This window comes from Pseudomonas sp. Choline-02u-1 (genome assembly GCF_002836515.1).
Classification (GTDB): Bacteria; Pseudomonadota; Gammaproteobacteria; order Pseudomonadales; family Pseudomonadaceae; genus Aquipseudomonas.
Genome location: NZ_PJBC01000002.1, coordinates 62,310 through 86,443, shown reverse-complemented (window position 1 = coordinate 86,443; position 24,134 = coordinate 62,310). Strand labels below are relative to the sequence as shown.

5 protein-coding genes are annotated in these 24,134 nt (G+C 63.7%); all 5 read right to left on the bottom strand.

The window, feature by feature from the left end:
* Positions 1-39 precede the first annotated feature (39 nt).
* The gene (locus CXF97_RS01425; protein WP_101155474.1) at positions 40-225 is read right to left on the bottom strand and encodes an MbtH family NRPS accessory protein; all 186 of its coding nucleotides are present in this window, start codon (positions 223-225) and stop codon (positions 40-42) included.
* On the bottom strand, positions 218-9,307 hold the full coding sequence (locus tag CXF97_RS01420; RefSeq protein ID WP_101155472.1) for a non-ribosomal peptide synthetase: 9,090 nt from the start codon (positions 9,305-9,307) through the stop codon (positions 218-220). Before CXF97_RS01420 ends, CXF97_RS01425 begins: the two co-directional genes overlap by 8 nt.
* Positions 9,304-13,416 carry a non-ribosomal peptide synthetase gene (locus tag CXF97_RS01415; RefSeq protein ID WP_101155470.1) on the bottom strand — a complete coding sequence of 1,371 codons (4,113 nt, stop codon included), beginning with the start codon at positions 13,414-13,416 and terminating at the stop codon, positions 9,304-9,306. Before CXF97_RS01415 ends, CXF97_RS01420 begins: the two co-directional genes overlap by 4 nt.
* The gene (locus CXF97_RS01410; RefSeq protein ID WP_101155659.1) at positions 13,413-23,114 is read right to left on the bottom strand and encodes a non-ribosomal peptide synthetase; all 9,702 of its coding nucleotides are present in this window, start codon (positions 23,112-23,114) and stop codon (positions 13,413-13,415) included. Before CXF97_RS01410 ends, CXF97_RS01415 begins: the two co-directional genes overlap by 4 nt.
* A 659-nt stretch (positions 23,115-23,773) precedes the next feature.
* A complete protein-coding gene (locus CXF97_RS01405; protein WP_101155468.1) occupies positions 23,774-24,082 on the bottom strand; it encodes a hypothetical protein in 309 nt (102 codons plus the stop codon).
* Positions 24,083-24,134 lie beyond the last annotated feature (52 nt).

The following is a 24,134-nucleotide window of genomic DNA, read 5'->3' as shown; positions in this document are numbered from 1 at the left end:
TTGGATGGCCAGGCACCAGACCCTGTGGGTCAACAGTGCTCACTCCTGAAGCGAAAGCGGCCGCATGTCGGTCCAGTGTTCTGCGATGTAATCCAGGCAAGCCTGTCGTTCGCCGCGTTGCCCCACCTGCGTCCAGCCATTGGCGCTCGGCTTGCCCACCGGCCAGAGGGAATACTGGCCTTCGTCGTTGCGAACCACCTCGAATTGCGGATTGCTGTCACTCATGCTGATTGCCCTCTTCGGGTTGCGTATCGGTGCTGATAATGTCGGCAATCACCTGCGCCCATGGCCCTGCAACGATGCCGTAGTGATCGGTGTCCAGCCGCTGCCAGCTGAGCAACTGCGGGAGCAAGTCCTGCCAGGCCTGTTTCAGGTCTGCGGCGTTCCAGGCCTCGCCCACGCTGTAGGGGTTGGCTTGAGCGGCGCTGAAGATGCGCACGCAGGTGTTCGCCAACGCCGGTGGCTGAAAGGTCTGCATGCTGGCGATGTTGTGCTGGCAGCAACGGGTCAGGTGTTGCAAATAGGCTTGCCGGTCTTCGGGCAATGCCCGGTCGAGGGAATCGGGCCAGCGCTGGGCAAACTCGCGCTGGAAAACCTGCTCGATAGCCTGCGCACCGATGCTCGCCAGTTCCGCTCCGGCGTCCGGCGCGGGCGGGTCGATCAGGTACAGCAGCGGCTGCCTGAATCCGCAGGGCGCTACGAGACTGCACATCGCCTGCGCCACCCAGGCGCCAAACGACCACCCAGCCAGGCGCCAGGCACCGCGGTTGGCTTCCCGGGCCTCGATGGCCTTCAAGTAAAGTGCCGCGCGCTCAGTCACGCCGATGTTCGGCAAATCCGGAAGACGCAACGCCGGGTCGGCAATCACACGCACGCCCAGATCAGGGTGCAGCGCCGACACCAGCGCTCGGTACGCCTGGACATCACCGCCCACCGGGTGAATCAGGTACAGCCACTCGCGCCCCGCACCGGCGTGCCATTGATCAATCTGCACCGCGTCGGCCCAGGTTGCCGGCACCGCCGACGTCAAACCGACTGCAGCCGCGTCCACCAACGCCAGGACTTCTCGCAGGCTGACCTTGTGACTGAATTGCGACAGCTGGAACACCACGCCGGTGGCCGCTTGCAACTCATCGATCAGGTCCAGCAATGTCAACGAATCCGCCCCCAGCTCGTACAGCGAATCGTCTTCATCGAGGCTGCTGACCCCCAGCCATCGGCACAGGCATTCATGCAGACGGCTGGGCAGATCCAGCACCGTTGATGCAGCCACCGGCGCAATGGCGGCGCCATGGCGAACCGGATAGAAACGCCGTGCAGCAACGATGCCGGTGGTCGAGATCAACAGTTGTGGCAGTTGCGTCGCCATGGCCAGATCGAAAACCCGACAGCCCTCTTGCGCCGTCATGCCGACCGCCAGGTGCCCCTGATGCGCGGCATCGCCAGTGCCCGCGCCGGTGGCCATGCCGATGTCGCGCCAGACGTCCCAGTTGATGCTCAGCCGCACGCAGTCGCCGGCGGCGTTCGGACGGTAATGGGCGAAGCCGTCGAGCACGCCACTGGCGGCCGCGTAATCCAGGTGCCCCGCGCCGCCGAACAGCGCGGACATCGATGAGCAATACAGCACAAACCCGGGGCTCATCGCTTCGATCAGCGCCTCGACCGCGAGCATGCCCCGGGTCTTGGACGCCATGGCTTCACCCAACTGCCGGGCATCACGCTGGCGGATCAGGCTTCCCGCACCGACACCTGCAGCGTGAACCACTCCCGCCATGCGGCCGTAGCGACAGGTCAGTTGATCGAGCACCGCAGGCCAGCGCGTCAGGTCGGCGATGTCAGCCCGGACGTGCTCGACCCGGCCGCCATAGGCCGCCAGCGCCGCTGGCATTTCACCCCCGCGTGACAGCACGACGATGCGTCGTTGCGGCGCCTGCAGCAGGTGCTCGGCCAACGTGCGACCGATACCGCCGGTGCCGCCCAATATCAGAAACGTGCCGTCCATGGGCAGCCTGTTCGCCAGCGCAGCGCTGGCCGGTAACGGACTGGCAAGCAGCCGTGGTTGCCACAGGTAACCGTCGCGAATCGCCATGCGCCGTGGCAGGGACGCCGAAGCCGCGAGCAACGCCATCAGCTGCTGCGTATCCATGCGCGGCGTCGGCCAATCCAGCCAATGACAGCGTACCGGGTATTCCTGGGGTACCACTTCGGTGATGCCGGCCAGCGCCGCCAGTTCGGGACGCAGCACCTCACCCGCAACCGGGCAGGCCTGCCACGACATCAGCCACAGGCGCAACGCCGTGGTTCGCGAGGTCTGTCCCCAGGCCTGCATCAAGGCGCTGACGGTGTCCAGACCGGCCCATTGCGCTGCCACCAGGCTTTGCTCATTGACCGGCCCGGTCACCGACAGCGGTAACGCGTGCACCCAGTCGAGTTCGCCCAAGGCAGGCACGGCCAGCTCATCGAGCAGGCGAGTCAGCGTCGGGGTATCCAGCGGGTCGAGTTCGAAATGATCCGGCGTGTGCCGTTTGAAACCATTACCGGCGCGCACCTGAACCACTCGCTGATAGACGTTGTTCAGGCGCTCCAGCACGGCCGTGTCGAGCGCGTCGTTACTGCAAATGACCAACGTTTCGCGTCGTTCCGTGACCGCCTCAGCGTGCAAACGCTGCACGCGGGACCACTGCCGTTGGTAGAACCAATCGGCCAAGGGCTTTCGCTCAACGGCTATTGCGTTTTCAGTTTCAACGGCGCTCTGGAAGCGGAAGGTTTCAAGATCGAAAGACGCTGGCGGCAGATCCCACGGCGGCGGCGCCGAGTGCTGCGGCCAGTCGATGGTGGCACCGTCATACCAGGCGTCGATCAGCGCTTGGGGCGATTGCCCGGTGGCGTTCAATCTGACACCGGATGCGCTCACTTGCTTGATCAAGGAGGTGTGCAGTGCTTCCCCCGGCCGATACACCATTGCCAAGCGCCAACGCAGTTGCCGACGTCCGGATTGCAGGTGACGCAGCACCGCCTCGTGACGCTCGGGAAAGGCGTTCAGATACCCTGCAATCGCCGCGACATCGCACAGCAAAGCCGAACGGCTGTGAGCCGAGATCATCAGGCAGGGCAACACGCCCTCAGCCAGCACTCGCTCCTGCTGCGCGGCCCCCACGATCACATGCGCATTCGTGCCACCGATGCCAAAGCTGCTGACCCCCGCCAAACGCCGCCGCCCTGCTGGCCATGGCCGCGCTGCGGTCGGGATGTAAAACGGCGAATTGGCGAGGTCGATCTGCGGATTGATCCGGGCAAAACCAAGGTTCGGCGGCACCACGCCGTGGAATACCGCCAGGCTTGCGCGGATCAGCCCGACGACCCCGGCGGCCGCGCCCAAATGGCCGATCTGGCTTTTCACCGAGGCCAACGCGCAACTGACGGCCGGGGCATCACCGAACGCCTTGCTCAACGCCGCCACCTCGACCGGGTCACCGAGTAACGTGCCGGTGCCGTGGGCTTCGATGTAACCGATATCGGCACCGGTCAGCCCGGCCCTGGCCAACGCTTCGCCAATTACGGCACTCTGCCCCGCTACCGAAGGCGCGGTGTAGCTCATCTTGTCGCGGCCGTCGTTGTTCAATGCAGAGGCTTCGATCAGCGCATAAATACGGTCGCCATCGGCGCGGGCGCGGGCCAGCGGCTTGAGCACCACCACGCCATAACCACTGGCGCCGATGGTGCCGCTGGCATCGTCGCTGAACGGCCGACACAGGCCATCACTGGAAAAAATGTGCTGCGAACGATGGCGATAGCCGTCGGTCAGTGTCGGGTCGATCAGCACCCCGGCCGCGAGCATCACGTCACTGTCGCCCTGGCGCAGCAGCGCACTGGCCAGGTGCACGCCAATCAGCGAGCTGCCGCAGGCCGCCTGCACGCTCATGGCAGGGCCGGTGAGGTTGAGGTGGTAGGCGGCTTTGGTCGCCAGGAAGTCCTTGTCGTGGTGCAGCGCCATCTGGAAACCGTCCGGCAAATCCCCGTCGGCGGTCTCGCGCAGCATCTGTTGGAAGTAGGTGGTTTCGCCACAACTGGCAACCAGACCGATGCGCGGGCCTTCGGCAGACGGCGTGATCGCCGCGTGTTGCAACGCCTGCACACACGCCATCAACAGATGCCGCTGTTGCGGATCCATCAGCCGTGCTTCCTGACGGCTGATGCCGAAATACTCGGGGTCGAAATCAAGCATTCCGGCCAGTTGACTGCGGGCACCCACGCGCCCCTGAGCCGCCTCGAAATGCTCGATGCCCAACTCGGCGCCCAGCACCATCGCCCAGAACTCTTCGAGGTTCTGCGCCCCGGCCACATTGACCGCCATGCCGATGATCGCCATCGGTTGCTGGCCGACATCGGCATGGCGTATCCGCTCGGTCGGGTTCGATGGCGTGCTCGACAAGTGCGCCGCCAGGCTGCGCACCGTCACCTGTTCAAACAGATCGGCGATCGCCACCTTGTGCGTCAGTTCCTGGTTGTAACGGGCATGCAGGCGCATCAGGCCGAGGCTGGTGGCGCCCGCTTCGAAGAAGGTTTGATCGGGCTCGATGTCCCGGCCGATCTCGGCGCTGAACAGCGCACTCAATTGCTGCTCCAACGGGCTCAACGCAGTGGCCGGGGTGACCGAACGACGACGTTGCAGCGCCTCGCCCAACCCCGTTAACGCCTTGCGATCAATTTTGCCGCTGGGCGTACGTGGCCAGGCGTCGATCCGTCGATACTCGTCAATACGCACATGGGCCGGCAACTGCTTGGCGACTTGACGATCCAGCGTCTGCGCCATCGCCGGCTCGCCGTCCAGTTGCAGATAAGCGATCAGGCCCGGTGGCTCAGCCTGAACCATCACCACCGCGTTGATCACCGGCGGCAGCTGCATCAGCGCCGCTTCGATCTGCCCCAGTTCCAGGCGATGACCGCTGAGTTTGATCTGCTGGTCGTCGCGCCCCAGGTAGTGCAGGCAACCATCAGCGTCGGCCCAGGCAAGATCGCCGGTGCGATAGCACAAACGAGCATCGCCTTCAGCCTGCGGCAACACGACAAACCGCGTCGCGTTGAGCGCTGGGTCGCCGAGGTAGCAGCGCGACACCATCGGTCCGGCCACCAACAGGTAACCACGGCTACCGCTCGGTACCGGACGGTCATGCTCGTCCACCAGCAGTAAACGGGCATTGCCGACGGCGTGGCCGATCGGTGCGCGCAGCGGCCAGTCAGCGGTAGTCGGCGGCAAGCGGTAAGCGCTGACCACGTGGGTTTCGGTGGGGCCGTAGTGGTTGAACAGCGTCGCCAGCGGCAGACCACCAAACCAGGTTTTCAACGCGTCGGTGCAGAGTAATTGCTCCCCCGCCGTGACCACTTCGCGCAACGCCGGCGGGTATGTTCCTTGAGCCACAGCGGTTTGCGCCAGATGCTGCAACGCAACGCAAGGCAGGTACAGGCGCTCGATCCTCGCCTCAATCAGATACGCCAGCAACGCCTGTGCATCCTGGCGCCAGCGCGGCGTGATCAGGTGATAGGTGCCGCCGCCGCACAAGGTTGCGAAAATCTCCTGAAACGATACGTCGAACGACAACATCGAAAACTGCAAGGTCACCGATCTGGCCGGCAATTGGCCCTCGGTGCGCTGCCAGTGCAGCAGGTTGCACAGGGTCCGATCCGACACTTGCACACCCTTCGGCGTACCCGTGGAGCCGGAGGTAAACAGCGTGTACAGCGCGCGCTCGCCGACATGATGGGCGCGTGCGAACGCTCGGCGTTCGCACTTCAGGTCTACCCGATACCGGGCAAAACGCTCGGCATCAAGGTGACCCAGTGCCGCTTCGGTCGCGGCGCTGAACAACAGGCAATGCGGGTTCGCCTGTTCCAGTACCTGACGCTGCACGGCCAGCGGATATCCGGGATCGAGCGGTACGGCGGTCAGATTGAGTTTTGCCAGGGCCAGCAAGGCAACGATGTGCTCGACCGAAGCATCAAGAAACAGCACCACATGCAGCGGCGTGTTGTCTGGATTCGGCAGCGGATGGCGTTCGATCAAGGCCCCGGCCAGGGTGTTGGACAATTCATCCAGTTCGCCATAGCTCAACTGCTGCTGGCCAGCGACCAGCGCAATCGCGTGGGGGGTGCAATGCACTTGATGACCGAACCAGTCGGCCACGGTGTTGAACGGCGGTTCGTCGCGCGAACCTTCACTGGCCACCGGCAGGTGACGCCGATAAGGGGTGAGGAGATCATCCAGGGTGGCGGCCGGTGATTCCAGCAGCAGGTCGAGGCTGCGGCAAAGCAGTTCATGCACGGTGTGCATCTGCGCTTGATCAAAGTAGCTGCACTGATATTCCCACCAGCATTCGGCCCCCACGACCAGCAAGGTCAACGGACATTTGGCCTGCAAGTGCTCGCTGAACTCCAGGGTCGCTTGCAAACCGGACCGCGCCAGTACGGCGTAATCGGTGTTTTCCAGCACGAACATGAAATCGAACAACTGGCTGTCCGACGACAACCGCAGGTCTTCCACCACATCCGCCAACGCGACGTCCTGTAACGCCAGCACCTCGCGCACCGTGTCGGTCTGACGGCGCAATTGCTCGCTCAGCGCCAAGGTGTCATCGATGCTTGTCGGAATCAGCACGGTGTTGGCCAACATCCCCAGCATCGGTTCAAACTGCGCCAGCGGCCGGTTCGCCACTGGACTGGCGATACGTGGCCGCTCCCGCCCGGTCAGCGCGTAGAGGCTCCAGGCGAAGACACTGAGCAGCACTTCGAAACGGGTCAGGCGCTGCTGGCTGCAAAAACGGTCAAGGGCCGCGTTGCGCAGTTCGCCCAAGGGTGCGCGATGCAGTCTGGCTGGCGGGCTGACAGCCCGCATCGGCATCAGCGCGGATGACGGCGCCTCTTGCTGGCGATGCAATCGTGCCAACGCCTCGCGCTGGCCGAGGTAATGCGGGTCGACGCTCCACTGCCGCTGCCATTGGCCGAATTCCAGCGTGGTCAGTTGTGGTGTCGGTTGAGGGCTGACGCGCCTACGCACGGCGTCTTCATACAGCTGCGTCAGGTCGTCGAACAACAGATTCATCGACCAGCCATCGACGATGATGTGGTGCAGGTTGAGCAGCAACCGGCAACTTCCATCGGCAAACGGCAGCAGCCAGGCCTGGAACAGCGTCGGCATCGCCAGATCGAACGGCGTGCCGAACACCAATGCTGCAAAGGCTCGCCAGGTCTCTTCGGTGAAATGCCCTGTCTCGAAGGTGCGACACACCGTCCCTTGTTCGGCAATCACTTGATCGAGGCCATCGGCGCCAGACACGAATGCCGTGCGCAAGGCCGGATGGCGCTCCACCAGTTGCTCCACGGCACGCGCCAGCGACGACACATCAACACCGGCAGCCAGATGGAGAATCAGCGGCACGTTATAAGCGGTCGAAGTCGGCGTTCGTTGCTGCATCAGCCACAAGCGGCGTTGTTCGGCAGTGGCCGGCAGACGCAGTGCATGGCTGACGGCTGGCGCGGGAGGATAGATAACGTCGGCCTGTTGCCCGTTCAGCTGTTCGGCCAGTGCCACGAACGGCTCGCTCAACAGCGTTGCGACGGCAATCTCGCGCTGCCAGTGTGTACGAATGGCTGAACGCAGACGCATGGCCTTGAGTGAATCGCCGCCACTGCCGAGCCAGTCATCGTGCGCATTGAGCGCCGGTTGCCCGAGCAGCAAACGAACCTGTGCAAGCAACCAGTCCAACGCGGGAGAACCCTCGACATCGCTCGGCTCGACGGGGGGCCGCCAAGGGCTCAACGGCTGTGCCAGCAAGGCGTCGCGGTCGATCTTGCCGTTAGCGGTCAACGGCAGTCGCTCGAGCAGAAACACCTGGTGCGCAAGCATGTAGAACGCCAGTCGGGCCTGCAGATGGGCCTCGAATTCACGGTACTGCAAACCCTCGCGAGGGACGATGAATGCCAGCAACTGATGGTCTTCGGCCTCCCGACGTCGGGTGCAGACATAGGCCTGCAGCACCAGCGGATGTTCCAGGATCTGTTGCTCCACCTCCCCCGGTTCGATGCGAAAACCACGAACCTTGACCTGCCGATCAGCGCGGCCAATGTATTCGACCAGCCCTTCGACATTGATCCGCACCCGATCACCGGTGCGGTAGTGAATCTGGGCGCCGCCGTCCAGCTCGGCCAGGCGCACGAAGCTGCGAGCGGTGTCTTCGGCACGGTTGCGATAGCCACGGGCGACACCGCTGCCGCTGAGGTACAACTCGCCGACTTCACCGGCCGCCACCGGCCGTTGCTGCTCGTCCAGCACCTGCACGCCGGTGTCCGGCAATGGCCGGCCAATCGGCACCGACGCGCCGCCGAAGTCACGGGCAATCGGGTAGCACAAGGCAAACGTCGTGCATTCCGTAGGCCCGTAGACATTGAAGATCTGGCACTGACTGCGGGGATTCGCCGCGTACCAGGCGCGCACGGCGGCGGCACTGATCTGCTCGCCACCGATCAGCAACTGACGCAGGCCGGCAAAACACGCGGGCCAGTCCGCGCTCAAGGTGTTGAACAGCGAAACGGTCATGAACAGGTTGTCGATCCGCTCCTCTTCCAGAACCTGGGCCAGACGTTGCGCGTCCAGCACATCGTGATCGGCAATCATCACGCAGCAGCCACCGTTGAGCAGCGGCGCCCACAGTTCAAAACTGCACGCATCGAAGGCCGGATTGGACAGGCAGGCAAAGCGATCCGTCGGACGGATTTCGATATAGCCTGCGGTCTGCGTCAGGCGCAGCACGCCCTTTTCACCGACTTCCACGGCTTTCGGTGTGCCGGTGGTGCCCGAGGTGTAAAACAGGAAACTCACCTCGGCAAACGTGTCGGCCAAGGGTTGCAGCGGTTGCTGCGGGTAATCCAGCAGCGTGTCGACATTCGCCGTCCAACACGCGGTTGCTGGCGCCCACGACTCATCCGCGGCGATCAGCCCCACGCAGGCGGCATCGGCGAGGATCAAATCGCGGCGTTTGGCCGGGCTGGCCCGGTCCAGCGGCACCACCACGGCACCGACTTTCAGCGCGCCGAGGATCGCGGCCAGCCATTGCCAGCCCCGGGGCATGCACAGCGCCACGGACTCGCCGGGTTGCACGCCCCGTGCCTGCAAACCCCGGGCGATGCGCTCGCTGGCGCTGGCCAGTTCGCTGTAACTCAGGCGCACCTGCTGATCGACGACTGCCAGGGCTTGGGGATCGCGGCGTACTTGTGCGGCAAATTGTGCGAGCAATGTCAGCATCTGTGGATTCATGATTTCGCCTCCTGCGCGTCAAAGCGTTGCAGCTCCTGCTTGAGGGTCTGTGAGACCCGATGCACTTCAGCGGTTTCGAGCATGTCCCAGTGACCGCCATTCACCAGTTTCGCCAGGAAGTCATCGGCACGCCGACGCCAGAAGCTGCGTAGCGGATGCAATTGCTGGCGACTGAAGCCTTCCCGGGCCTGGATCAACACCACGCGACCGGCACGCGGCTCGCACTCGTAGCCAGCCATGGCCAGACGGTTGTGGTTGTAGAGGTTGAAATAACGTTCGACTTGCGCGTCTTCGATGCCGGGGTACATGCCATTGAACCGCACCAGTTTGTCGCGGAACTCGGCCATATCCACGGTGCCGATCTGCTGGCGGAAACCCGGATCATCCGAGCCTTGGGTATCGAGCAATACCACGGTTACCCGGCGATGGCCGGCGGCTGTCAGGCGCCGGGCCATTTCGTAAGCCACCAGGCCACCGAAGGACAACCCGGTGAGCACCAGCGGCTGCGTCGCCAAGGGTTCGATCAGGCGCAAATAGGCTTGGGCCATGGCTTCGACCGTCGGCTCGGTGACCTCACCTGGGTTCAGCCCCGGTGACTGCACGCCGTACACGCCGACCTCCTCCGGTAGCACTTTGGCCAGGGACAAATAGCAAAACGCAGTGCCGCCCGCCGGATGAATGCACACCACATTGCGCTGACCTGCGCCGCGACGGAATTCGATCAGGTTGCTTTGCCCCGCTGCTGGACTGGCGCCGGCGCGCAACCAGCCGCCCAGGGCTTCGATGGTCGGGTAGCCGAGCACCACGCGCACCGGCACTTCGACGCCGAACGTCTGGCCGATCTGGTGGGCCATTTTGATCGCCGCGATGGACGTTCCGCCGACATTGAAGAAGTTGTCGCGAATGCCGATCTGGGTCGCCAGCAACAGACCTTTCCAGATTTGGTAGAGCGTCAATTCAATATGATCGCGCGGGCTGCTGAGGTTGACCTGACGGTTGGCCAGGTCTTGATCGGCGAGGGTCGTCAGGGCCACGCGATCGACTTTGCCATTGGCGGTCAGCGGCAGCGCGTCGAGCCACAGATAAGCGCTCGGCAACACGGCACGCGGCAGGGTCGCCGCCAGGTGCGCGTGCAGCGCCGATTCATCCGGGGTTTCCATCACCGCACAACAGGCAACCAGCCGCTGGTTCTGCGCCGTATCGCCGACCATCAGCACCACGGCGGCCCGGATATCGGCGAAGGCCTCCAGCCGCGCTTCAATCTCGCCGAGCTCCAGGCGCACGCCACGCAGCTTGACCTGGAAATCATTGCGACCGAGGAATTCCAACTGGCCGTCCGGGCGATAACGCGCCAGATCGCCGCTGCGATACAACCGGTCTCCCGGCACAAACGGGTTGTCGATAAAGCGTTCGGCGGTGAGCTGCGCCAAGCCCAGATAACCGCGCGCGACACCCACGCCGCCGACGTGCAATTGACCGGTCACCCCGACCGGCACCGGCGCATCGCGCTCATCCAGCACGTAAAAACGGTTGTTGGGGATCGGCCGTCCGATCGGCACTTGCAGAGCCGGGACTTCGCCGCCGGGCTCCAGGGTCCAGACACTGTTGATCACCGTGGTTTCGGTCGGGCCATAGACGTTGTGCAAACGGGCATGGGGCAGTCGCTGCTGAAAGCGCCGGGCCAGGGCTGGCGACAGCTCACCGCCGCCGCTGAAGACATCGGTCAGTTCGGTGCACAGGCTGACCTCATCGACTTCGAGGAACAGCTGCAGCATTGCCGGCACGAACACCAGCGCCGTGACCCGCTGCTCGCGCACCGTTTTCGCCATGTAACCGGGCTCCAGATGGCCGCCAGGACGCGCGATAACCAAGCGTCCGCCGGTGGCCAGCGGCCAGAAAGTCTCCCAGGCCGAGGCGTCGAAACCGAACGGAATCTTGTGCAGCATGACCCCGCGTTCGCCGCAGATCTGCGAGCACCACAACAGCAGATTGGCGAGGCCGCGATGCGCGACCATCGCGCCTTTGGGCAGCCCGGTGGTGCCTGAGGTGTAAATCACATAGGCGAGGTGATCGGGCGTGACACCGACGCTGCGCGGGTCGGGGTCTGCCGGCGACAGATCGGCCCAGAGCGCGGTCTGCGCCTGGAGGTCGAGCACCGGCGCGTCCCAGCTTGAACCTTGCTGCGCCTGACGCAATATCGCGTGCGCCGAGCCGAGCGTCAGCAGCACTGCCGGGGTGCTGTCACTGAGCATGTGGCTCAGGCGTCCGACCGGATAATCAGGGTCCAGCGGTACATACGCGCCGCCGGCCTTGAGCACCGCGAGCAAGGCCACCGGCAGCTCCAGCGAACGCTCGACGCACACTGCCACGCGCACGTCCGGGCCGACACCGAGGCTGCGCAAATACGCCGCCAGACGATTGGCCCGGGTGTTCAACTCGTCGTAGCTCAGGGTTTGCGCTTCGAAGGTCACCGCACAGGCTTGCGGGTTGCGCGCAACCTGGGCTTCAAACAATCGGTGCACGCAGTCCACCGGTTGTGCCAGCGGTGCGCAACGGTTCCAGTCCACGAGGATCTGTTCGCGCTCGGCTTCAGCCAGCAGCGACAAGGCGCCAATCGGCTGCTTGGGGTCTTCGACGATGTGCTGGAGCAACTGTCGGTAATGCCCGCTCAAGCGTTCGATCGTCGCCGCGTCGAACAGGTCGGTGTTGTACTCCACCAACAGGTTCAGCCGCCCTTCCCGTTCAACCCATTCGAACGCCAGATCGAACTTGGCCGTGGCGCTGCTGGTGCTGTACGGCGACAGGCTCAAACCGGGCATGTCCAGATCGCCCCCGGGCGTGTTCTGCAGCACCAGCATGACCTGGAACAACGGCGAATGAGCGGTATCGCGTTGCGGATTGACGGCCTCGACCACCTGATCGAACGGCACGTCCTGATGAGCGTGCACGTCGAGCATTTGCCCGCGCACGTCCCGCAGCAATTCGGCGAAAGTGTGCTGAGGATCAAGGCGCTGGCGAACCACGACAGTGTTGACGAAGTGCCCGATCAGCGGCTCGATTTCCGGGCGGCTGCGGTTGGCGAATGGCGTACCGATGCACACATCCCGCTGACCGCTGTGCCGCCACAGCAGCACGGCCAATGCGCCCATCAACACGTTGAACAACGTGCCCTGGGTTTGTCGGGCCAGGCCCTGGAGTTCGCGCAAGGTGTTGGCGTCGAGCGATGAGCTGAACGTAGCGCCAGCGTAACGCTGCACCAGTGGCCGTGGCCGGTCGGTGGGAACAGTCGACAGTGCCGGCGCGTCAGCCAGGGTGCGCCGCCAGTAATCGAGTTGCGCAGTCAATGCATCCCCACCCAGGCGTCGTTGCTGCCAACGGGCGTAGTCGGCGTACTGCACGGGCAATGGCGCCAGACTCGACGCATCGCCGCGCAGATAATCGCCGTACAGGGTCGCGACTTCGTGCAGGATCACGCCCATCGACCAGCCGTCGGCGATGATGTGGTGCACGCTGTACAGCCACAGATATTCATCCTCAGCCAGGCGCAGCAACGAGGCGCGCAACAGTGGGCCGGCGGCCAGATCGAATGGCGCGCGGGCGTCTTGATCAACTGCCGCCCGCACGTGCTGCTCGCGTTCGGTGCCCGGCAGGTTGCTCAGATCGGTCACCTGCAAGGCCAGCGGCATCGCGCGATGGACAATTTGCCGGGGTTCGCCATCGACCATGCAAAACGTCGTGCGCAGCATTTCGTGGCGCTGGATCAGCGCGTTCAGCGCCCGCTCCAGCAGTTGCACGTGCAGCGGCCCTTTGAGCGCCACCGCTGTGGGCACGTTGTAGAACGCGTTGCCCGGTTCCAGTTGATCGAGAAACCACAGTTGGCGCTGCGAAAAAGACAGCGGCCAGTCCACTTCATCGCCCGCCCTGGAGGGAATCACCGCGCCATCATCGCCGCCGAGCAACGCGATCAGTTCAGACTTGTGCAGCTTGAGCGCTTGCATCATCTCGTCTGTAAGAAACCCGCGAGGCGCCTTGCAGCGCAGCTTGTCGCCGTCCACTTCAAGGGCTACGCCATGACGCGTGAACAGCTCCAGCAATTGATAGGCGTTCATACCTCAAATTCCTCCATGTCGCTGTCATCACCGGGCCGGTCGGGCGCAAAGGCCTCAACCGCGGCGCGGTGTTGCTCATCCGTGGTACGCAGGCCACCGACCATCGAGTAGATCAATTGATGGCTCGGTCCGAGGTTGAACAGCGCCGGTAATTGCTGCTCATCAATCGAGCCCATGCCGCAAAGGCCCAACCCTTGCTCGATGGACGTCATGCTCAGCAATTGCGCGATGGCGCCGGTTTCGATGTGGCAGAAGTCGCGACTGCGCTCGCCGTACAGCGGACGGATCGCAGCCATGTCGGCGATGAAAAACAGCGAAAACGCGGCGTTTTCGAAGACCGGCCGATTGACGAAGTAGTCGTAGGTGTCCGGGTCGAGCACGCCACTGTCGAGCGCCACCAAGCGGTGTTCGCACGGGTCGTAGTAATACGCGCCACCGGGGATGCCGAGCACCCGTTCCGGCTTGACGTACAGGTACGCCTGGATCGGGTACAAACCGCCGGCCGACGGAAACTGGTATTTGACCTCGCCGTCGAGTTGTCCCTGGGCAAGTGCAGCCAACAGCTCGGCAAAGGCGCGGGTCTGGATCGGTTGCGTGGCGTATTGGCGCACCGAGCGGTAATCGCTGAATCGCTTGGCGAATGCCGGGGTCTGCGGCAATGTCAGCGCCACACTCGGCGACGTCTGGGCAAAGGTGCGACGTCCGCGCTGATCTGCCTTGAACTGCGCGCGCAGTTGCGGATCCTCGATCACGTCCTCGGTGCTGCTCACACGCTGCTGCGCATTGCTGACCAATGCCTGGTGCTGCAGGCTTTGGCGGTACATGCCGATCAGGTGCAGCAACGTCGGTTGCGCCAACAGTTGCGCCACGTGCGGGCGAAAATGCAGTTCGCTGGACAGCGCATTACTGATGCGCACGATGTCGATCGATGTTGCGCCGAGGTTCAACAGGTTGGCGTTGCCAGCGATGGCATCACGCTTGAGCACGCCTTGCACAATCTCCACCAGCCGCTGTTCCTGCGCACCGTCGACTTCCAGCGCTGCGCCGGACGGCTCTTGCTGCGACGGCTCCGGGAGGCGCTTCTTGTCGACCTTGCCGTTGGACGACAGCGGCCAGGCGTCGACGAACGTGAACGACGACGGCACCATGTACGCCGGCAGTTTGTCCGCCAGGTACTGGGCGAAGTCGCTGGCTTGCAACGCCGGATCGGCCTTGAGCACATAGCAGGCCAGACGTTTTTCTCCAAGCGTGCTGCCAAGGATTTGCACCACCGCACCTTGCACGCCCGGGTGACGATTGAGCGCGGCTTCGATTTCGCCCAACTCGATGCGATAACCCTGGACCTTGACCTGATTGTCCTCGCGGCCAAGGAATTCGATGTTGCCATCCGGCAGCCAACGCCCGAGATCGCCGGTCCGGTACAGGCGCTCGCCGGTCAGCGGGTGCGGGAAGAAGCTGGCGGAGCTGAGCGTTTCATCGCGCCAGTAACCCTGAGCAAGGCCGATCCCGCCGATGTAGAGCTGCCCGGCGACCCAGGTCGGGCGCACTTGCAGCGCTTCGTCCAGCACGTAGAAGCGCTGGTGATCGAGGGCTTTGCCGTAAGGGATGCTGCGCCATGCCGGGTCGACGTGCTGCACCGGATAGCAGATCGACCAGATCGAAGCTTCGGTCGCGCCGCCGAGACTGAACAGTTGCGCCGCCGGCTGCAACGCCCACAGCCGTTGCGGCAGGGTCAGGGGAATCCAGTCGCCGGAAAGCATCGCCACCCGCAGGCTGGCGGGCAGTGTGCCGCGCTCGCCCTCGACGTATTCAAGCAACATGCCGAGCAACGCCGGCACCGAGTTCCACAAACTTACCTGGTGACGTTCGATCAAGTCCCGCCAGTGCGCCGGATCGAGGGCCAGTTGCGGTTCAAGCACCACCACCGCCGCGCCGGCGGCCAGGGTGCCGAAGAAGTCATAGACCGAAAGGTCGAAACTCAGCGACGAAATCGCCAGCACCCGATCCGTTGGGCCAACGGCAAAGCGCCGGTTGATGTCGAGCAAGGTGTTGACTGCGCCGCGATGATCGATGACTACGCCTTTGGGCATGCCGGTGGAACCGGAGGTGTAGATCACGTAGGCCAGATCGGTGGGTGCAACGTTGACCGGTTGCAACGGCGCGCGTTCGACCATGACCTCATCGGTCACGGCGATGGCGCTGACCTGCCCAGGCCACTCGATCACGCCAAGCAGTGCCGGTTGGGTCAGCACCAGGCTGACTTCGGCGCGCTCAAGGATATGCCGCACGCGTTCCGCCGGCAGGGTCGGGTCAATCGGCAGATAAGCGCCACCGGCGTACTGAATCGCCAGGGTCGCCACCACTTGTTCCCAGCCGCGTTCCATCATCACGGCGACCAGGCGATTGGGCACCACGCCCTCGGCCTGAAGCTGCGCCCCCAGAGACCGCGCCGCCGTGCGCAATTGCCCGTAGGTGAATTGCCGTTGCGCAGCAATCACGGCCACAGCGGCCGGCGTCATGAGAGCCTGACGCTCGAACAACTCGTTCATCAACGGCAACGTGCCTTGAGTGTCGGGCGGTGCCGGCAAACGCGCCACTGGCAACAGTTGTGGCGTACTCGCCGCCCAGGCCGACGGCTCCAGCAGGCAATCGAGCAGTGTGTTATAGGCGACGAACATGTCCTCAATCATGCCCGCCGGAAACAGCTCATCGATGCTGTCCCAGTTGAACAGCAGACGTCCTTCGAGCTCCAGCAACGTGTGGTCGAGCCACACTTGCGGCGTCTGAGTGATGCTGTGCATGGGTTGGGCGTTCAACGCGTCCGCGAGATTGAATTCAGCGAGTTCCGGTGCGGCCTCAGAGAGCGTGCTGTTGAACACGATCGGCATTGCCGTCTGCTGCACGCCACGCGCCTGGGACAATTCGCGCAATACCCGCACGCCGCTGACCACCGAGTGATCAATGTCTTGCCACAATTGCGCCTGCAACGCCCGAGCCTTGTCGGTGAAGCTCATGCCCCCCTCGACGTGAACTTCCAGCAGTACCAGGGAAGTGAAGTCGCCGATGATTTCATCGACGTCCGGGTGCAACGGCAAACGGTTGAACAGCGGCAGGCTCAGGGTGAATCGCGGCTGGCGGCTCCACAGCGCCAGCACTTCGCTGAACGCCGTGAGGAGCATCACCGACGGCGTCACCGCGAACTGTTTGGCCACGGCTTTGAGCTGCGACCACTGCGCCGCCGGCATATCGCGGTCGCGTCGCGTGAAGTGCGGATTGCCGATGCTGTCCGGCTGGCGAACCAGCGGCAGGTCTGGCGCCGGTGCCAGGCGGGTGACCCGTTCGCGCCAGTAGCTCAGCGCTTGTTCATAACGAATGCCGCTGCGCAGTTGATGTTCGGCCAGCACGTAATCACGAAAGGTCAGCCCCGGCTCGGGCAGGCTCAGGTGAGGGTCAGCATAAAACGCCATGAGCTCGCGGGCGAGAATCTGTGTGCTCGCGGCATCGACGATCAACGCATCCAGGCTGATGTGCAAATGGGTGATGCCATCATCGAGCAACGACAGGCCGAACTCGAACAGTGGCCAGCGACTGGCGTCCAGCACCTGGTGCGACTGGCGCTCGCGGGTCGCTTGCAGCGCCTGTTGCGCGACCTCCGCGGGCAAACCGCGCAAATCGCTGCGAGGCATGCAATAGGTCGGCACCTGCTCCAGCACCTGTTGCGTACCGTCGGTGAGAAACACCACGCGCAGCATGTCGTGGCGCTGAATCATGCGATTGAGCGCCTGCTCGAAACGTGCGGCGTCGAAGTCCGGGATGCGCAGTTCTTCGTAGCCGTGAGCACTGACCCCGCCGAGGCTGACCGTGGCTTCGCGACCGAACCAGTAGGCTTGCTGGATATCGGTGAGCGGGAACGGCGCATGCCGCGCGTCACGATCTGCCTCGATCTCAAGGAAGGCCGGGACGATTTGAGCATCATTGCTGCGCCCGGCCTGCACCTGCGCCGCCAGATCCATCAGCACCGGCGTCTTGAACAGATTGCTCAAGGACAGCTGCGCGCCCATGCGCTGGTTGATCGCGTAGATCATCCGGGTCGCCAGCAGCGAGTGGCCGCCCAATTCAAAGAAGTTGTCGTGAACCCCGACTCGTTCGCACTTGAGCACCTCGGCCCAGATCTCGGCCATTTGCTGTTCAATGTCGTCGCGCGGCGCCACGTAAGCAGCCCCGGCGGTGCGCTCCGGCGTCGGTAATGCCAGACGGTCGAGCTTGCCATTGCGGGTCAACGGCAACTGCGCCAGCGAGACCCATGCAGTGGGAATCATGTGCTCAGGCAAGTGCCGTTGAAGTGCGGCACGCAGGGTTTCGCTGGACGCCGGGCCGACCACGTAGGCCACCAGACGCTTGTCACCTGCCATATCTTCACGCAGCAACACCGCCGCTTCCTGCACGCCGGGCTGCTGTTGCAGCAAGCTCTCGATCTCGCCGAGTTCGACCCGGAAACCGCGCAACTTGACCTGCTGATCGATGCGTCCCAAGTACAGCACGTTGCCGTCGGCCTGGAATTTCGCCAAGTCTCCACTGCGGTACATGCGCGCGCCGGGTTCGCCACTGAACGGGTCCGGCACGAAGCGTTCGGCGGTCAGGTCCGGGCGGTTCAGGTAACCGCGAGCCAGGCAGGCGCCAGCGATGTACAACTCCCCCGCCACGCCGACCGCCACCGGGTTCATATCGTCATCGAGCACGTACAGCCGCGCGTTGGCGATCGGTCGGCCAATCGGCGGCGCGTCCGGCCAGTCGGCGGCGTCGCTGCACGACAAGCTGAACTGGCTGACCACATGGGTTTCGGTCGGGCCGTACTGGTTGTGCAAGTGCGCGCCGCCGAGGCCGCGCACAAATCCGCGCAGTTCATCATTGATTTGCAGGGCTTCGCCGGCCGTGATGATTTCGCAACCACCGGCCGGCGTTGGTGCATCGGCCTCGGTCAGCCCGGCGAGTTGTTGCAACACGGCAAACGGCAGGAACGCCCGCTGCACGCCCTCGGCCACCAGGGTCGGACGCAGCGCGGCGAGGTCTTTGCGACTGTCTTCGGTCATCAGCAACAGGCTGCCTCCCGAGCACAAGGTGCTGCAGATCTCCTGGAACGACACGTCGAAATTCAGTGAAGCGAATTGCAGGACCCGGCCCGGTGCCGGTGCTTGATCAAGCTGCCAGGCAATCAGGTTATCCAGCGCGCGGCGATTGTGCGCCACGCCTTTCGGGCGGCCGGTGGAGCCGGATGTGTAGAGCACGTAGCCGAGATTATCCGGGCTGACCTTCACCTGCGGATCGGTGTCCGGACAATGCGCCCAGCGCTGCATATCTGTATCCAGGCAGCAGGTGTCGATGTCGGTCGGCAGCGCATTTGGCAAGGCGCTGTGAGTCAGCAGCAAGGCTGGCGCCGCGTCGCTGAACATGAACGCCAGACGCTCCATCGGGTAAGCCGGATCGAAAGGCACATACGCCGCGCCCGCCTTGAGGATTGCCAGCAAACCGATGACCATTTCCGGCGAGCGTTCCAGGCACAGACCGACCCGGTGCTCGGGCCGCACGCCTTGCTCGATCAGGTAATGCGCGAGGCGATTGGCGGCCTGATTGAGTGCGCGATAACTCAGTTGCCGGTCATTTGCGATCAACGCCACTGCCTCTGGCGTGCACCGGGCCACGGCTTCAAAGCGCGCGACCGTGTCAGGCATGGCCGAGGTGTCGCGCTCGGTACGGTTCCAGTCGTGGACGATCTGTTGATGTTGTTCCGTGCTCAGCAGGCTGACGCTCGATAACGCTTGTTCCGGCTGCTCGACCATCTGCGTCAGTACCCGGCGCAGGTATTCGGCAAACTGCGCCACCGTGCCCGGCTCGAACAACCCGCAAGCGTATTCCAGACCGCCGACGATCTGCCCGTCACGCTCATGCAGCGCCAATTGCAGATCGAACTTGGCCACATGATGGCTGCTCTGCACCGGGCTGACCTCAAGGCCGGACAACAGCAGATCCGAGTCTTGATCCTGTTCCCAGGCAAACAGCACCTGGAACAGCGGGCTGTGCGCCAGGCTGCGAGGCGGGTTGAGCAACTCGACGACCTGTTCGAACGGCAGGTCCTGATGTTCCTGGGCACCCAGCGAAACGCGGCGCGCTTGCTGCAGCCATTGCGCGACCGTCGGCGAACCCGCGCGGGTCATGCGCAGCGCCAGGGTGTTGACGAAGAAGCCGATCAGACCTTCCAGTTCCTGGTGCGTACGGTTGGCCGACGGCACGCCGATCACCACATCGGCTTGCCCGGACAGTCGCGACAGCACCAGCGACCAGGCCGCGAGCAATATCATGAACAGCGTGGTGCCCTGCTGCCGGCACAAGGCTTTCAACCGGTCAGTCAGGGCCCGATCCAATACCAACGGCACGAAACCGCCGAGATAGTCCTGCACCGCTGGGCGTTTGTGATCGGCCGGCAATTCCAGCAATACCGGCGCGCCGCTGAGGGTGTCGCGCCAATAGCGGCACTGCTCGGCCAGCACATCGCCGGTCAGCCATTGGCGTTGCCATACGGCGTAATCGACATACTGCACAGGCAGCGGGGGCAAGGGGTTGTCGCGCTCATGAATCGCCGCTTCGTACAGCAGGCCCAGTTCACGGGTGAGCACGCCCATCGACCAGCCATCGGAGATGATGTGGTGCTGGGTCAGCAGCATCACGTGGTCATCCTCGGCCAGGCGCAACAGGCTGACGCGCATCAGCGGTCCGCGGCTCAGGTCAAAAGGCTTTGCGCCTTCTTCGTCGATCAATTGCGCCAGACGCGCCTCGGGTTGACCTTGCAAGTCAGTTACCGCCAGCTTGATGAAAGCCCCCACCTCACCGATCAGTTGCTGCCCTTCCCCCTCGACGGTGATGAACGTGGTGCGCAACGCGGCATGTCGGTCCACCAGTTGATTGAGGCTGCGTTCAAGGGCTGCGATGTGCAACGGACCGCGCAAGCGCAGGTTCAACGGCATGTGATACGCCGCGTTCCCACCCTCCATTTGTGCGAGGAACCACAGGCGCTGCTGCGCAGACGACAACGTTTGCGCGCCCGAGCGCTCAACAGCCGCTATCGCCACGCGAGCCGTGTCCTGGTTGCGTTTGAGCCGTTCGGCAAAGTGTTCCAGCACCGGCGCAGCAAACAGCGCCGAGGGGGCCACTTCCAGGCCGAGTTGCTGGCGCACTTGAGCCAGTACGCGCATCACCAGCAGCGAGTGGCCACCGAGCGCAAAAAACTGATCCTGGCGGCCAACCTGCTCGACGCCGAGCACGTCGGCCCAGATTTGAGCCAGCGCGATTTCCAGTGGACCTTGCGCCGGCTGATAGTCGCGCTGATCTAAGGCCTGAGCGTCCGGCGCTGGCAATTGCGTGCGATCGAGTTTGCCGTTGGCCGTCAGCGGCAGCGCATCCAGGCGCACGAACGCTGTGGGCACCATGTAATCCGGCAGGCTGAGGTTGAGTTGCTTACGCAGCGAACGCGGCTTGAGCGCCGCGCCTCGGCTTTCGCAGTAGTAAGCGACCAGTCGCGATTCGCCAGCCGTGTCCTGGCGCAACAGCACCACGCTTTCACGCACGCCGGCAATGTCCGCCAGACGCGCTTCGATTTCTCCCAGCTCCAGGCGCAGGCCACGCAGCTTGGCCTGAAAGTCATTGCGTCCTAAAAACTCCAACTCGCCGTCCGCCCGATAACGTGCCAGGTCACCGCTGCGATACAGGCGCTCGCCTGCCACGAAGGGACTGTCGATGAAACGTTCGGCGGTCAGTTGCGGCAGATTCAGATAACCCCGGGCGACACCGATGCCTGCGATGTGCAAGTGCCCGGCGACACCCGCCGGCACCGGGGCGCCCAAGGCATCGAGCAGATAAATCCGCGTATTGGCCAGCGCACGCCCGATAGGCAACACGCCGTCGGCCACGCTGCCTTTGTGCAATTCAAAACACGTGCTGTCGATGCTCGCTTCGGTCACGCCGTACGCCTGGACGATCTGCACGTGGTCGCCAGCCAGTCGGCGCAATTGTCGGGCGCTGTGGGCAGTCCAGACGTCCGACCCACAGACCACGGTGCGCATGAACGACAGGTCGTGGCCGCTTTCTTCAACCCAGGCCAGCAACGGATTGAGCACAGCCGGCACGAAGTCGGCGAAACCGATCGCAGCATCGCTCAGCAGGCGATACAGCGCGGGCGGGTCCATCAGCGATGCACGCGGGCACAGCACCAGCGTGCCCCCAAAACCGAGGGCGCGGATCAGATCGGCGCTGAACACGTCGAAAGAAAAACCAGCCATTTGCAGGTGATTGAGGGACGCGTCGAGGTTGTAGAGTTTTTCCCAGGCTGCACTCACGGCGATCAGCCCACGGTGCTCGACCATGACGCCTTTCGGGGCGCCGGTGGAGCCGGATGTGTAGATCACGTATGCCAGGTGCCGAGGCGTCAGCCCAACTTCATTGGGGTCGGGGTTGTCCTCCGGTTGCGCGTCCCAGGGGCGAGTGTCGGCGATGTCCAGCACGGTGGAATGTGCAAGGCTGGCAGCGACAGAACCGTGGCTCAGCACCACGGCGGGGGCACTGTCGGCGAGCATATGCGCCAGCCGCGCGGCAGGATAAGCCGGATCCAGCGGCACATACGCACCGCCTGCCTTCAGCACCGCCAGCAGGCCGACCAGCATGTCCAGCGAGCGCTCCAGGCACAGCCCGACGCGCACGTCCGGCCCGACACCCAGGCTGCGCAGGTGATGGGCCAGGCGGTTCGAACGAGTGTTCAGTGCGCCATAACTCAGCGCCTCGTCGTGCCAGCGGGCGGCGATGGCGTCCGGGTTGCGCCGCACCTGGGCTTCGAACAAACCGTGTACGACTTGGGTGGTGTCGAAGGATTGCTCGGCGCTGTTGCAGTCGTGGAGCAGGTACTGGCGTTCGGCTGCGCCAAGCATTTGCAGCGCCATCACCGAAGCCGAGGGTTGCGCCACCATCTGCTGCAGCACCGTGTTCAGGTAACCGGCAAAACGCTCGATGGTCGCGGCGTCGAACAGCGCTGGGGCGTAATGCAAATGGCCGCTGATGCGCCCATGCGATTCAGCCAGCACCAGGCTCAGGTCGAACCCGGCAGGCAGCGGTTGCGAATTTTCCCAGGCGAATAACACCTGCATCAGCGGATGGCAGGCGGGGCTTTGTTCGTGGTTGAGGCACGCGAGCAGTTGCTCGAACGCCACGTCTTGATGCTGCTCGGCACCGTGCAGCGCAGCGCGGATGCGCATCAGCAGCTGGCTTGTGGAAGTGGCCTCTGCAAGTGACACGCGCATTGGCAGAATGCTGCCCGACTTACCCGTGCATGCGCCGATGATCACCTCGTGCTGACCCGACAACCGCGCCAGCACCACCGCCCACCCGGCGAGCAGCGTCATGCACAAAGCGTTGGCGTCACGTTGGCTCAAACTTTTCAGGCCTGCGGTCAGCGAGGCATCCAGTTCCACCCCGTACGCAGCAGTTTGCAGATTCTGCACCGCCGGTCGTGGCCGGTCGGTGGGCAATTCCAGCAACGCCGGGGCACCGTCCAGCCGCTCGCGCCAGTAGGCGAGTGACGCAGTGTCGGATGGATTTTCGGATGTAGTGCTGGGCTGCGCGGGGGTCGCCCCGCGCAAGGAGGATTTGTCGAACATCAGGCTACCGTCCATGACTGGATTATTTTTGTGTGTGCTTGGCTGGGACGTTCATAGCCCGCCGGTCAGGCCCGACACGTTGTGCCGGATCGGTGATGCGTAATTCAGGGGGATGGTGCGGCGCGTGCCTGCGGACCAGCGTCATGAGCGGGCGCAATGGCGTACACGAATTTGCGGGGGAATTGGCTGGCGAACAGCGCAAGGAATGAGTGACGAACAGCGAGGAAACTGGTGGGAGCGATGGCGACTCGTGTCGTTTTTCCCACCACACCAACCCATGCAGACCATTTGACCAATTAACACCTCACCTTTCCTTTGAGGGTCAGCGACGGGCATCGGCCTGCGCAGGGGTGTCAGCGCCAGGTTGGACCCGTTCGGATGAGATTGCCGGGCTTATAACCCATCGACAATCCTTTGACGCCGGGATATTGACCCCTGGCGTTGCCGAATAATAACCACGATTGCCCGGGATGAGGTAAACAAAAAGTTTTAAACATGTTACTAGTCATTCCTCCGCGTTATTACGGGGAGAACGCTCGCATTCGTCGACGCTGTACGGGGCAAATTCTGTCTGTTCGCCAGTGGCCGCCATAAGAGATTTTCAACCAGCGGCCACTGGCAAGGGGCGGGCGATTGCGGGCTGACTCTGCCCCGTCGCCTCAGCGCCGAGTGATCAGACCCTGCCGCGCGACGCGGATCAGTTGCTTGATCATTTGCGGCGCATCTTCTGCGCTCGGCGCCTGAATCACGGCCAGATCAAAACTGTCAGTGGCGAAACGCGCCAGCGACTCGCCGTCGTCGACGAACTGAATCAGGAACGCGGCAGGACCGCCGCTGCGACGCGGCCAGCCATCGAGATAACGCAAGAGCGTCGGCTGATGTTTGCCGCCAAGAAGGATTTTCGGGTTGCGCTGGGTGACGTGAGCCGTGATCGGCGCGGGACGTGCAGGAGGGTGTAGTGCGTTCATCGTGTCGTGTCTCTGCCTCAAAAGTCTGCATGGCAGGTGAGAGGCAACACCG